At 68.5% G+C, this 11,537-nt stretch carries 14 protein-coding genes; 7 read left to right on the top strand and 7 right to left on the bottom strand.

All coding sequences use genetic code 11. From position 1 onward, the window contains the following. Positions 1 to 12: 12 nt before the first annotated feature. Genes AC07O4_RS22160 through AC07O4_RS22170 form a run of 3 tightly spaced genes read left to right on the top strand, consistent with a single transcriptional unit; the run spans position 13 to position 2,053 of the window. A complete protein-coding gene (locus AC07O4_RS22160; protein WP_062479248.1) occupies positions 13 to 954 on the top strand; it encodes a PhoH family protein in 942 nt (313 codons plus the stop codon). 1 nt (position 955) lies between these two features. After that, entirely contained in the window at positions 956 to 1,423 is a 468-nt protein-coding gene (gene ybeY, locus AC07O4_RS22165; RefSeq protein ID WP_062479245.1) for an rRNA maturation RNase YbeY, read from the top strand. A gap of 12 nt (positions 1,424 to 1,435) precedes the next feature. Beyond that, entirely contained in the window at positions 1,436 to 2,053 is a 618-nt protein-coding gene (locus AC07O4_RS22170) for a class I SAM-dependent methyltransferase (RefSeq protein ID WP_495305688.1), read from the top strand. On the opposite strand, the gene dtd is transcribed toward AC07O4_RS22170, so the two are convergent. Together dtd and AC07O4_RS22180 are read right to left on the bottom strand one after the other, a co-directional pair. Continuing rightward, on the bottom strand, positions 2,025 to 2,468 hold the full coding sequence (dtd, locus tag AC07O4_RS22175; protein WP_062479238.1) for a D-aminoacyl-tRNA deacylase: 444 nt from the start codon (positions 2,466 to 2,468) through the stop codon (positions 2,025 to 2,027). The genes AC07O4_RS22170 and dtd overlap by 29 nt on opposite strands. After that, complete coding sequence (locus AC07O4_RS22180) at positions 2,465 to 3,379, bottom strand: cation diffusion facilitator family transporter (protein WP_062479235.1); 915 nt, start codon at positions 3,377 to 3,379, stop codon at positions 2,465 to 2,467. The genes dtd and AC07O4_RS22180 overlap by 4 nt, the downstream gene beginning before the upstream one ends. A 151-nt stretch (positions 3,380 to 3,530) precedes the next feature. Between AC07O4_RS22180 and AC07O4_RS22185 the strand changes: the two genes are divergently transcribed. Next, positions 3,531 to 4,016, top strand: coding sequence for a FecR family protein (locus AC07O4_RS22185; RefSeq protein WP_369630225.1), 486 nt, complete (start codon positions 3,531 to 3,533; stop codon positions 4,014 to 4,016). A 4-nt stretch (positions 4,017 to 4,020) separates the two neighbouring features. Next, on the top strand, positions 4,021 to 4,635 hold the full coding sequence (locus tag AC07O4_RS22190; RefSeq protein ID WP_492737632.1) for an OmpA family protein: 615 nt from the start codon (positions 4,021 to 4,023) through the stop codon (positions 4,633 to 4,635). A 52-nt stretch (positions 4,636 to 4,687) separates the two neighbouring features. On the opposite strand, the gene tyrS is transcribed toward AC07O4_RS22190, so the two are convergent. Next, positions 4,688 to 5,920, bottom strand: a complete 1,233-nt coding sequence (tyrS, locus tag AC07O4_RS22195; protein ID WP_495305689.1) for a tyrosine--tRNA ligase — start codon at positions 5,918 to 5,920, stop codon at positions 4,688 to 4,690. 161 nt (positions 5,921 to 6,081) lie between these two features. Here tyrS and AC07O4_RS22200 point away from each other — a divergent pair, with 161 nt between their 5' ends. Next, complete coding sequence (locus tag AC07O4_RS22200; protein ID WP_062479224.1) at positions 6,082 to 7,428, top strand: M23 family metallopeptidase; 1,347 nt, start codon at positions 6,082 to 6,084, stop codon at positions 7,426 to 7,428. Between the two features lie 17 nt (positions 7,429 to 7,445). Beyond that, complete coding sequence (locus tag AC07O4_RS22205; protein ID WP_495305690.1) at positions 7,446 to 8,594, top strand: anhydro-N-acetylmuramic acid kinase; 1,149 nt, start codon at positions 7,446 to 7,448, stop codon at positions 8,592 to 8,594. A gap of 6 nt (positions 8,595 to 8,600) precedes the next feature. Here the strand turns inward: AC07O4_RS22205 and mdtD are convergent, their stop codons facing one another. From mdtD to rplM, 4 genes are all read right to left on the bottom strand, one after another. After that, the gene (gene mdtD, locus AC07O4_RS22210; RefSeq protein ID WP_495305691.1) at positions 8,601 to 10,034 is read right to left on the bottom strand and encodes a multidrug transporter subunit MdtD; all 1,434 of its coding nucleotides are present in this window, start codon (positions 10,032 to 10,034) and stop codon (positions 8,601 to 8,603) included. A 90-nt stretch (positions 10,035 to 10,124) separates the two neighbouring features. After that, positions 10,125 to 10,490: an iron-sulfur cluster insertion protein ErpA gene (gene erpA, locus AC07O4_RS22215; RefSeq protein ID WP_056577477.1), complete on the bottom strand. Its 366-nt coding sequence runs from the start codon at positions 10,488 to 10,490 to the stop codon at positions 10,125 to 10,127. A gap of 197 nt (positions 10,491 to 10,687) precedes the next feature. Then, entirely contained in the window at positions 10,688 to 11,080 is a 393-nt protein-coding gene (gene rpsI / locus AC07O4_RS22220) for a 30S ribosomal protein S9 (RefSeq protein WP_062479216.1), read from the bottom strand. A 12-nt stretch (positions 11,081 to 11,092) separates the two neighbouring features. Then, positions 11,093 to 11,524 carry a 50S ribosomal protein L13 gene (gene rplM / locus AC07O4_RS22225; protein WP_062479213.1) on the bottom strand — a complete coding sequence of 144 codons (432 nt, stop codon included), beginning with the start codon at positions 11,522 to 11,524 and terminating at the stop codon, positions 11,093 to 11,095. Positions 11,525 to 11,537 lie beyond the last annotated feature (13 nt).

Raw genomic sequence — 11,537 nt, forward strand, 5'->3', positions numbered from 1 at the left:
AATGGATACCGCGTGATTCTGCGACACACCTTTACCCCCCTGAACAATTCGCGCCTCGGCCACCTGTGCGGCCCGCTGGATGCGCACCTGCGCCGCATCGAGGACGCCCTGGGCGTGAAGATCGCGCACCGCCACGAGCAGTTCAAGGTCGACGGCCCCAAGGCCCCGGCGCAGCGCGCCATGGAGGTGCTGCAGGCGCTGTACGAGATCGCCCAGCGCGCCATCGACCCGGCCGTGGTGCAGCTCACGCTGGCCGGCGACGGCTCGATGAGCGACGAGGACGCCGCCATGCTCGTCACGCGCCGCGCCGACCTGCGCGCGCGCACGCCCACGCAGGCGCTGTACCTGGACAACATCGCCAAGCACGACATCACCTTCGGCATCGGCCCGGCCGGCACCGGCAAGACCTACCTGGCGGTGGCTTGCGCGGTCGATGCGCTGGAGCGCGCGGCGGTGCAGCGCATCGTGCTCACACGCCCGGCCGTGGAAGCGGGCGAGCGCCTGGGCTTTCTGCCGGGCGACCTGACGCAGAAGGTCGACCCCTACCTGCGCCCGCTGTACGACGCGCTGTACGACCTCATGGGCTACGAGAAGGTGCAGAAGGCCTTCGAGCGCAACGTGCTCGAGATTGCGCCGCTGGCCTTCATGCGCGGGCGCACGCTGAACAACGCTTTCGTGATCCTCGACGAGGCGCAGAACACCTCGGTGGAGCAGATGAAGATGTTCCTCACGCGCATCGGCTTCGGCGCCAAGGCGGTGGTGACGGGCGACGTGAGCCAGATCGACCTGCCCAAGCAGCAGCTCAGCGGACTGATCGACGCCGAGCGCGTGCTCAAGCGCGTGGCCGGCATCGCGACCACGCACTTCACGAGCGCCGACGTGGTGCGCCACCCGCTGGTGGCGAAGATCGTCGATGCCTACGACGGGCAGCGCAAGCGCTCGGGAGGCCACTGACATGGCGGCCTCCCTGCTTCCGGCCCTGTCGCTGTCGCTGCAGTTCGGGCGCTTCAAGGGCGTGGAACGCCATCGCGCCGCGCTGCCGCGCCACAGCGTGAACCGCTGGATTCGCCACGCGCTGGACATCGACGGAGAGATCACCGTGCGCATCGTCGATGCCGAAGAAGGCCAGCGCCTGAACCGCGAGTTCCGCGGCAAGGACTACGCCACCAACGTGCTCACCTTCGACTATGCGCAGGGCCCGGTCGTGATGGCCGACCTGGTGCTGTGCGCGCCCGTGGTGGCGCGCGAGGCCAAGGAAAACCGCAAGACCCTCGCCGCGCACTACGCGCACCTGCTGGTGCATGGCACGCTGCACGCGCAGGGCTGGGACCACGAGACCAGCGAAGCCGACGCGGACGAGATGGAAGCGTACGAAATCGAGATCCTCGCGGGCCTGGGCATTCGCAGCCCGTACGGGCGCTGAGCGGAGGCCGCGATGGCGTCGGGCACCGATCCCTGGCTGCCGCGCTGGCTGCCGCTGCTGCGCGCATGCGCCGGCGACGGGCCGGTGCTCGAACTGGGCTGTGCGGCCGGTCGCGACACCGCCACGCTGGTCGAGGCCGGCTTGCGGGTGGTGGCGGTCGAGCTGTCATCCGACGCCCTGGCGCAGGCGCGGCAACGCGTGCCCGCAGGCGCCGAGTTCCACTGTGGTGATTTCCGCGACGCATGGCCACTGGCGGAGGGCGTCACGGTCGGCGCCGTGCTCGCGAGCCTGTCGCTGCACTACTTCGCGTGGGACGAAACGCTGGCGCTGGTGCGGCGCATCCACCGCGTGCTGCGGCCCGGTGGCGTGCTGCTGTGCCGCCTCAACTCGGTCAACGACCTGCACCACGGCGCGCGCGGCCCGTCGGTCAGCGGGCGGGACGAGGATTTTTTCTACACGGTGGACGGCATTCCCAAGCGCTTCTTCGACCGCGCCGCGGTCGAGCGGCTGTTTGCCGACGGCTGGCAGCTGCAGCACCTCGAGGAGGTGCGCGTGCTGCGCTACGACGAGCCGAAGGTGGCGTGGGAAGCGGTGATCCGGCCTACGCCGTCATCTGCAGCGGGATCGTGACCGGCCCGTCGTTCAGCAGGTGCACCTGCATGTCGGCGCCGAATTCGCCCGTCGCCACCACCGGGTGCGCGCCGCGCGCCTGCGCCACGAAGTACTCGTAGAGCCGGCGGCCCTCGTCGGGCGGCGCCGCGAGCGTGAAGCTGGGGCGGTTGCCGCCGCTCACGTCGGCGGCCAGCGTGAACTGGCTCACGACCAGCAGGCCGCCGCCGATGTCCTGCACGCTGCGGTTCATCTTGCCGGCCTCGTCCGAGAAGATGCGCAGCTTGAGGATCTTGGCGAGCAGGCGGTCGGCCACGCTGTCGCCGTCGCCGCGTTCGGCGCACAGCAGCACCAGCAGGCCGGCCTCGATGGCGCCGACGGTCTGGCCCGCGATGTCGACGCGGGCGTGGGCGACGCGCTGGAGCACGGCTTTCATGAATGGTGGTCCTCGAGTCGGGTGGCGCGCGCTTCCATGGTGAGCGGCAGCAGTTGAATGGTCACGCGCAGGCCGGGCACGGCGTCCATGAGCGCCTGCTCCAGCTCGTCGCGCAGGTTGGCGGCGCGCTGCAGGGTCCAGTCGCCGGGCACGTGCATGTGCAGGTCGGCAAAGCGGCGCTGGCCGGCGCCGCGCGTCACCATGTCGTCGAAGCGCAGGCGGTCGCCCTCGGCATGGTTGGCGGCGAAGGCGTCGAGCGTGGCGCGCACGGTGGCGAGCGTCTCGGCGTCGAGCGCCTCGTCCATCAGGCCCTGCGACGAGCGCCACACGAGCTTGAAGCCCTCGCGCACGATGTTGAGCGCCACGCCGATGGCGATCAGCGGATCGAGCCAGAGCCAGCCGCTGAAATGCACGGCCACGATGCCGACCAGCACGCCGACCGAGGTCCAGACGTCGGTCATCAGGTGGCGCCCGTCGGCCTCCAGCGCGATGGAGCGGTGCGCGCGCGCCGCCCGGAACAGCACGAACGCCAGCGCCGCGTTGAAGCCCGAGCTGATCACCGACAGCGCCAGGCCCCAGCCCAGCTGCTCCAGCGGCTGCGGCGACAGCAGCCGCAGCACCGACACCCACAGGATGGCGACGGCGGCGGCCACGATCAGCAGGCCCTCGAAGCCGGACGAGAAGTACTCGGCCTTGTGGTGGCCGTAGGGATGGTCCTCGTCGGCCGGGCGCTCGGCGATGGTCACCATGGCCAGCGCGAACATGGCGCTGGCGAGGTTGACGCACGATTCCATGGCGTCCGAAATCAGGCCCATCGAGTTCGTCAGGTAGCCGGCCCATCCCTTCAGGAGGATGGTGATCAGGGCCACCGCGACAGAGACGCGAAGCAGCGTTTTAGGGGTCAACGTCATGCAGAAAGAACAAGATCAGGTAAAAAGGGCCTGTGCGGGCGGGCATTACGTCGCAGGAATCGGCTGAATTATCAGCCGCGTGACCATATGTAACGCCTTCGCCTTAATATTTGCGCTCATTGCGAAGCAATCAGTCACAGAGAGGCAAATGATGAAGAAATTTTTGACCGCCGCCCTCGGGCTCGCCATCGTCGGCGCAGCCACCCTGGCCCAGGCCCAGGCACCCGCTGCGGCGCCCGCAGCAGCAGCACCCCAGCAGGCCGGGTTCGTGAAGACGGTGCGCGGCAACGTCCAGCTGCTCGACAGCGCCGGCGCCACGCGCACGGCCGCCCCCGGCGACGCGCTGGGCGCGGTCGATCGCATCGTGACCGGCCCGGACTCATCGGCCGCCGTCGTGCTGCGCGACAACACCACGCTGATGGTCGGCCCGTCCTCGCGCATGGACCTGAAGGAATTCCACTTCGACGGCACCACCCGCGACGGCGGCATGCTCGTGTCGCTGCTGCGCGGCTCGATGCGCATGATCACCGGCCTCATCGGCAAGACCAACCCCGACGCCGTGCGCGTCGAAACCCAGACCGCCACCATCGGCATTCGGGGCACGGACTTCATCGTGCAGACCGACGGCCAACCCTGAAAAGATGCAGACACTGTTACGCCGCTCCTCCCTTCTTCTCGCGACCACGATCGCCCTGTTCCTGGCCGCCTGCTCCTCGCCGGGCACGCGCGTGGTGCTGCTGCCCCAGGCTGACGGCACGCCCTCCGCCGTGGTGGTGCGCGCCAAGGACGGCGAAGAAGTGCTTTCCAAGCCCTACCAGCGCGCCACGGCCGCGGTGGGCGCGAGCGGCGCACCGGTGGTCGACCAGGCCGACGCGGCCAAGGTCCAGGCCGAGAACAAGCCCCTGTTCGACATGCGCCCGCCGCTTCCGCAGCGCTACACGGTGTTCTTCGAAGTGGGCACCACCACGCTGACGGCGGCGTCGCAGCAGATCATGACCGAGGCGCTGGCCGCCGCGCTGGCCCGCAGCGGCGGCGACATCGTGGTGACCGGCCACACCGACACCAAGGGCGCCGGCGAGCAGAACGACCAGCTGTCGCGCCGCCGCGCGCAGGAAGTGGTGCAGCTGTTCGTGGAGCGCCAGTTTCCGGCGAACCGCATCGAGGCCGTGGGCCGCGGCGAACGCGACCTCGCCGTGCCGACCGCCGACGAGGTGGACGAGCCCCGCAACCGGCGCGTGACCATCGAGGTCCGCTGAGCCCGCGCTGCCCCCATTGAAAAAGGCCCCGAGGGGCCTTTTTTTCTTGCGATCAGCTCAGGGTCACCCGCGCAAACTTGCGCTTGCCGACCTGCACCACGTAGCTGCCCGCGGGCAGTTTCAGGCCCTTGTCGGACACCACGACCGAATCGATGCGCACGCCGCCGCCGTCGATCAGGCGGTTGCCCTCGCCCGACGAAGCCGCCAGGTTGGCCTGCTTGAGCAGCTGGCCGATGCCCAGCGGGGCGCCGCTCAGCGCCACCTCGGGAATCTCGTCGGGCACGCCGCCCTTGCTGCGGTTGATGAAGTCCTGCTCCGCCGCATCGGCCGCCGCCGCGCTGTGGAAGCGCGAGGTGATTTCCTTGGCCAGCGCGACCTTGGCGTCCTTCGGGTTGCGCCCGGCCGCGATCTCGGCCTTCAGCGCCTCGATCTGCGCCACCGACTGGAAGCTCAGCAGCGTGTACCAGCGCCACATCAGCGTGTCGGAGATCGACAGCACCTTGGCGAACATGCTGTTCGCGTCTTCGCTGATGCCGATGTAGTTGCCCTTGCTCTTGGACATCTTCTCGACGCCATCGAGCCCTTCGAGCAGCGGCATAGTAAGTATGCACTGCGGCTCCTGGCCGTATTCCTGCTGGAGATGACGGCCGACGAGCAGGTTGAACTTCTGGTCCGTGCCGCCCAGTTCGAGGTCGCTTTGCAGCGCCACCGAGTCGTAGCCCTGCATCAGCGGGTACAGGAACTCGTGCACCGAGATCGACTGGCCGGCCTTGAAGCGCTTGTTGAAGTCGTCGCGCTCCATCATGCGCGCCACCGTGTACTTGGCCGCCAGCTGGATCATGCCGCGCGCGCCCAGCGGGTCGCTCCACTCGGAGTTGTAGCGGATCTCGGTCTTCGATTCGTCCAGCACCAGCTTGGCCTGGGCGAAGTAGGTCTCGGCGTTGGCGCGGATCTGCTCGGCCGTGAGCGGCGGGCGGGTGCTGTTGCGGCCGGAGGGGTCGCCGATCAGGGAGGTGAAGTCGCCGATCAGGAAGATCACGCGGTGCCCCAGGTCCTGGAGCTGGCGCATCTTGTTGAGCACCACCGTGTGTCCGATATGAATATCCGGTGCGGTCGGGTCCAGGCCCAGCTTGATGCGCAGCGGCTTGCCGCTGGCTTCCGCCTTCTGGAGCTTCTTGACCCACTCGTCCTGCGGCAGCAGCTCGTCAGCGCCTCGGAGGGATATTTCGAGGGCTTGTCTTACACCATCGGAGAGGCTGGTGGATGTAACAGATTCGGCGTTCATGGGCTTTTTTGGCGGTTTTTCCGGTGGCCGAAGCTATACTCAGCCCGACTTTTCAAGCGCCGGATTCTAAGCGGCGCTTTTTTTCCGCACCGTCTCCTGCCGCCCTGAACGCACTGGGCCTTGCAGCACGGACCTGCAGAACCTGAGTTGGAATCCACAGTTTGATCAACGGCATTCTCGCCGCCGAGGAGCTTCTCGCTTCCCGCGTGGCCTACACATTCCGGACGTACCCCAAGCAGATCACCGCAGCGATCGCTGCGATGCTGCTCAGCGCCGGCACCCTCGCGGTCGCCTCGCTCGGTCCCGACGCGTCCGACCTCCCCATCCAGCAAGTGCTCGAAGCCACCGCGCCGGTGTCTTTCGCCGACCAGTCGGCGTCGCTCGAGAACTTCAGCTTCACGCTGTTCCGCACCGACGTCTCGCGCTCCAGCGACACGGCCGAGGCGCTGATGAAGCGCCTGGGCATTTCCGACCCCGCCGCCACCGCCTTCGTGCGCGGCAACGCCGAGGCGCGCATGGCGCTGTTCGCGCGCGTGGGCCGCACCGTGACGGCCGAAGCCACGCAGGAAAACCAGCTGCAGAAGCTCAGCGCCCGCTGGATCCCCGACGCCGACGGCGGCTTCAAGCGTTTCGTCGTCGAGCGCACGCCCACCGGCTTTGTCGCCCGCACCGAGCGCGACATGCTGACGCCGGGCACGCGCCTGGCCAGCGGCACCATCCGCAGCTCGCTGTTCGCCGCCACCGACGACTCGCGCATTCCCGACGCCGTGGCGAGCCAGCTGGCCGACATCTTCGCGGGCGACGTCGACGTGCGCTCGCTGCGCAAGGGCGACCGCTTCGCCGTGGTCTACGAGACCTTCGAAGCCGACGGCCAGGCGCTGCGCAGCGGCCGCGTGCTCTCGGCCGAGTTCGAGAACAACGGCAAGGTCCACCAGGCCGTCTGGTTCCAGCCCCCGGGCGCGGGCCAGAAGGGCAGCTACTACCGCCCGAACGGCGACAGCCTGCGCAAGGCCTACCTGGCGTCGCCGGTCGAGTTCTCGCGCGTGTCCAGCGGTTTCGCGATGCGCATGCATCCGATTTTGAACAGCTGGCGCCAGCACAACGGCATCGACTACGCGGCGCCCACGGGCACCGCGGTGCGCACGGTCGGTGATGGCACGGTCGATTTCGCCGGCACGCAAAGCGGCTACGGCAACATCGTCATCATCAACCACCGCAACAACCAGCAGACGGCCTACGCCCACCTGAGCCGCATCAACGTGAAGGCCGGCGAGAGCGTGAGCCAGGGCCAGACCATCGGTGCCGTCGGCTCGACCGGCTGGGCCACAGGCCCGCACCTGCACTTCGAATACCGCGTCGGCGGGGCCTACCAGGACCCGACCACGATCGCGCAGGAAGGCGGCGCCCCGATCACCGCCGCCCTGCGTCCGGCCTTCGAACGCATCGCCGTGGGCGCGCGCACCGAGCTGGCCGCCGCCTTCTCGGTGATCCAGGCCAGCGCCGACTGAGCCTCGCGCCCCTGGGCATGGCCGCCGCACCGCAGCCGCCGCAGCAACGCTTCATCGGCCTGATGTCGGGCACCTCGCTCGACGGGGTCGACGGCGTCATTGCCGATTTCTCCGACGACGGCCACCTCGCGGTGATCGGCCACGCCAGCGCCGACTTTCCCGCCCCGCTGCGCGCCGAGCTGCTGGCGCTCAACACCCCCGGCGACAACGAACTGCACCGCGCGGCCCTGGCCGGCAATGGCCTGGCGCGGGTGTATGCGGACGTGGTCGCGCAGCTGCTGGCCAGCACCGGCACGGCGCCGAGCGCCGTCACCGCCATCGGCGCCCACGGCCAGACCGTGCGCCACCAGCCGCTCGCATTCGACGGCACCGGCTACACGCTGCAGGTCAACAACCCCTCGCTGCTGGCCGAACTGAGCGGCATCGACGTGGTCGCCGACTTCCGCAGCCGCGACCTCGCGGCCGGCGGCCAGGGCGCCCCGCTGGTGCCGGCCTTTCACCAGGCGCTGTTCGCCCGGCCCGATGCCCCCGTCGCCGTGCTGAACCTCGGCGGCATCTCCAACCTGAGCCTGCTGCCCGCCGCGAACGCGCCTGCTGGCACTGCCTCCCTGCTGGGCTTCGATTGCGGCCCCGCCAACGCGCTGATGGACCACTGGTGCCAGCGCCACCTCGGCCAGCCCTTCGACCAAGGCGGCCAGTGGGCCGCCAGCGGGCGCGTGCTGCCCGAGCTGCTGGCCCGGCTGCAGGCCGAACCGTATTTCGCCAAGGCGCCGCCGAAGAGCACGGGGCGCGATTTATTCCATCCGGACTGGCTGGCCAGCCACCTGGGCACGGCCGCGTGGGCGCCTGCCGACGTGCAGGCCACGCTGGCCGAGCTGACCGCCAGCACCTGTGCGGCAGCCCTGAGAAGCTATCAAAAAGAGAGCGCCTTGCTGATCGTCTGTGGCGGCGGCGCACTCAACGACCACCTCATGGCCCGCCTGCGCGCCCTGCTGCCCGGCGTGCAGGTGCAGGCGTCGTCGGAACACGGCCTGCCGCCCCAGCAGGTCGAAGCCGCCGCCTTCGCGTGGCTGGCCCGGCGCACCGTCCGGCGCAAACCCAGCAACCTAGCCAGCGTGACCGGCGCGCGCGGGGCGCGGGTGCTCGGCGCGATCTACCCCGCCTGAAACCCATCAGCCCTGGCCGGAGACCTCCGGCTGCGCGGGCTGCGCCGCCCGCACTTCTGCCGGCAGATGCCAGAAGATCAGCGCCGAAGCCACCGTGATGAGCCCCATGGTCGCGAACGTGGCCTGGAACGCATCGAGCGTCTGCACCGCCGTGGCCGTGCCGAACACGCCGTTGTAGCCCGCCAGCACCGCGCCGGCCGCGGCCACGCCCAGGCTCATCGCCAGCATCTGCACCATCGACAGCAGGCTGTTGCCGCTGCTGGCCATGCTGCCGTCGAGGTCCTTCAGGGTGATGGTGTTCATCGCCGTGAACTGCAGCGAGTTGACCGCGCCGAACACCAGCAGCTGCAGCAGGTGCAGCGCCACCGGCTGCCCCGGCGCCGTGAGGCCGAAGCTGGCCATGGTGCAGCCCACCAGCACCGTGTTGGCCACCAGCACGCGGCGGTAGCCGTGGCGCGTGATCAGCGGCGTGGCAAAGCGCTTCATCGCCATGCCGGCCAGCGCGACCGGCAGCATCATCAGCCCCGCGCGCACCGGCGAATAGCCCATCGACACCTGCAGCAGCAGCGGCACCAGGAACGGCATGCAGCTGCTGCCCAGGCGCGAGAACAGGTTGCCCAGCAGGCCGATGCTCAGCGTCGGAATGCCGAACAGCGCGGGCGAGAACAGCGGCTCGGGCGTGCGCGCCGCGCGCAGCCAGTAGGCGACCACGGCGGCAAAGCCGAAGATCAGCACCGCCATCACCCCGCCCTGGCGCAGCCCGAGCCCCGACACGCCGTCGACCGCCAGCGAGATCGCCACCATGCCGAAGGCCAGCAGCGCGTAGCCCACGCCGTCGAAGCGCTTCTGGAGGGCGCCGCGCAGGTCCGGCATGTAGCGCAGCGTGGCGATGCAGCCGGCCAGCCCCACCGGCACGTTGATCAGGAAGATCCAGTGCCAGGAGGCGTACTGCACCAGCCAGCCGCCCAGCGTGGGGCCCAGCAGCGGCCCGATGAGCCCCGGGATGGCCACGAAGCTCATCGCCTGCAGGAACTCGCCGCGAGGCACCGTGCGCAGCAGCGCCAGGCGCCCCACGGGCAGCAGGAGCGCCCCGCCCAGGCCCTGCACCACCCGCGCCGCCACGAGCTGCCCCAGCCCCTGCGAGAGCGCGCACAGCACCGAGCCGGCGGCGAACAGCACGATGGCGCAGAAGAAGACGCGCCGCGTGCCGAAGCGGTCGGCGATCCAGCCCGAGGCCGGGATCAGCATCGCCATCGTGAGCGCGTAGGCCACCACCACCGACTGCATGCGCAGCGGGCTCTCGCCCAGGCTGGCGGCCATCGCGGGCAGCGCCGTGTTGATGATGGTGGCGTCCAGCGTCTGCATGAAAAAGCCCACGGCCACGAGCCACAGCAGGCTCTTGCGGGCGGGATCGACGGGGACGGCGGTGTCGGGGCTCATCGGGAAGGCGTGGACTCGGAAAAACGACAGGCAGCAAAAAGCCGCCCGGAGGCGGCTTTTTCGAGGGGGCTGGTCAGCAGCATCCAGGCATCAGGCCGAGAAGCTGGAACCGCAGCCGCAGGTGCTGGTGGCGTTCGGGTTCTTGATGACGAACTGGGCGCCCTGCAGGTCTTCCTTGTAGTCGATCTCGGCGCCGAGCAGGTACTGATAGCTCATGGCGTCGATCAGCAGCGACACACCGTTCTTGGTCATGGTGGTGTCGTCTTCGTTGGTGATCTCGTCGAAGGTGAAACCGTACTGGAAGCCCGAGCACCCGCCACCCTGCACGAACACGCGCAGCTTCAGGTCGGGATTGCCCTCTTCGGCGATCAGGTCGGCGACCTTGGCGGCCGCGCTGTCGGTGAAGACGATCGGCTCGGGCATCTGGGTCTGGATGTTTTCGGCAACAGCGCTCATGGGGTGAAACTCCTTGGGGGGCCGCTTGGGCGGCCAATGGGACGGATGCTACTGCAATGCCGCATTTTCGGCAGGCCGACTGTGGCGAGCACCCATCGCAAGTGGGGTCGGGCGCCGCATCCACCAGGGGCACCTGGGGCACGCGGCCACGAAAAAGCCGCCCGAGGGCGGCTTCTTGTCTCGCAACGAGCAGGGGATCAGCGCTTGCTGAACTGCTTGCGGCGACGGGCGGAGTGCAGACCGACCTTCTTACGCTCGACTTCACGTGCGTCACGCGTCACGAAGCCGGCTTGGCTCAGGACGGGCTTCAGCGAAGCGTCGTAGTCGATCAGGGCACGGGTGATGCCGTGGCGCGTGGCGCCGGCTTGACCCGATTCGCCGCCGCCGTTCACGTTGACCATCACGTCGAAAGCTTCGAGGTTGTTGGTCAGCGCCAGGGGCTGCTTGGCGATCATGATCGAGGTTTCACGGCCGAAGAACGCTTGGATGTCCTTGCCGTTGACCGTGATCTTGCCGGTGCCTTTTTTCAGAAACACGCGGGCGACGCTGGATTTGCGACGGCCGGTGCCATTGTTCCATTCACCAATCATTCTCAAGGCTCCTTACAGTTCCAGCACTTTGGGCTGTTGGGCGGTATGCGGGTGCTCAGCACCACCGTACACCTTGAGTTTCTTGATCATCGCGTAACCAAGCGGGCCCTTGGGCAGCATGCCCTTGACAGCCTTTTCCAGGGCGCGGCCCGGGTGCTTGTTCTGCATGTCGCGGAAGTTCGTCGCCGTGATACCGCCCGGGTAGCCCGAGTGACGGTAGTACACCTTGTCGATCGACTTGGCGCCGGTGACGCGCAGTTGCGCGGCGTTGATGATGACGATGTAGTCACCGGTATCGACGTGAGGCGTGTAAATGGCCTTGTGTTTGCCGCGCAAACGGAGAGCAACTTCGCTGGCTACTCGTCCGAGGACCTTGTCGGTCGCGTCAATCACAAACCACTCGTGCGTCACGTCAGCGGGCTTGGCGCTGAACGTTTTGGTCATGAGTTTTTCTCTT

Source organism: Variovorax sp. GW821-FHT09D04, from assembly GCF_059416405.1.

Coding starts and splice junctions, on each gene's coding strand:
- ybeY (WP_062479245.1), top strand. CDS start 956: ATGGCGGCCTCCCTGCTTCCGGCCCTGTCGCTGTCGCTGCAGTTCGGG.
- AC07O4_RS22170 (WP_495305688.1), top strand. CDS start 1,436: ATGGCGTCGGGCACCGATCCCTGGCTGCCGCGCTGGCTGCCGCTGCTG.
- dtd (WP_062479238.1), bottom strand. CDS start 2,468: ATGAAAGCCGTGCTCCAGCGCGTCGCCCACGCCCGCGTCGACATCGCG.
- AC07O4_RS22180 (WP_062479235.1), bottom strand. CDS start 3,379: ATGACGTTGACCCCTAAAACGCTGCTTCGCGTCTCTGTCGCGGTGGCC.
- AC07O4_RS22185 (WP_369630225.1), top strand. CDS start 3,531: ATGAAGAAATTTTTGACCGCCGCCCTCGGGCTCGCCATCGTCGGCGCA.
- AC07O4_RS22190 (WP_492737632.1), top strand. CDS start 4,021: ATGCAGACACTGTTACGCCGCTCCTCCCTTCTTCTCGCGACCACGATC.
- tyrS (WP_495305689.1), bottom strand. CDS start 5,920: ATGAACGCCGAATCTGTTACATCCACCAGCCTCTCCGATGGTGTAAGA.
- AC07O4_RS22205 (WP_495305690.1), top strand. CDS start 7,446: ATGGCCGCCGCACCGCAGCCGCCGCAGCAACGCTTCATCGGCCTGATG.
- mdtD (WP_495305691.1), bottom strand. CDS start 10,034: ATGAGCCCCGACACCGCCGTCCCCGTCGATCCCGCCCGCAAGAGCCTG.
- erpA (WP_056577477.1), bottom strand. CDS start 10,490: ATGAGCGCTGTTGCCGAAAACATCCAGACCCAGATGCCCGAGCCGATC.
- rpsI (WP_062479216.1), bottom strand. CDS start 11,080: ATGATTGGTGAATGGAACAATGGCACCGGCCGTCGCAAATCCAGCGTC.
- rplM (WP_062479213.1), bottom strand. CDS start 11,524: ATGACCAAAACGTTCAGCGCCAAGCCCGCTGACGTGACGCACGAGTGG.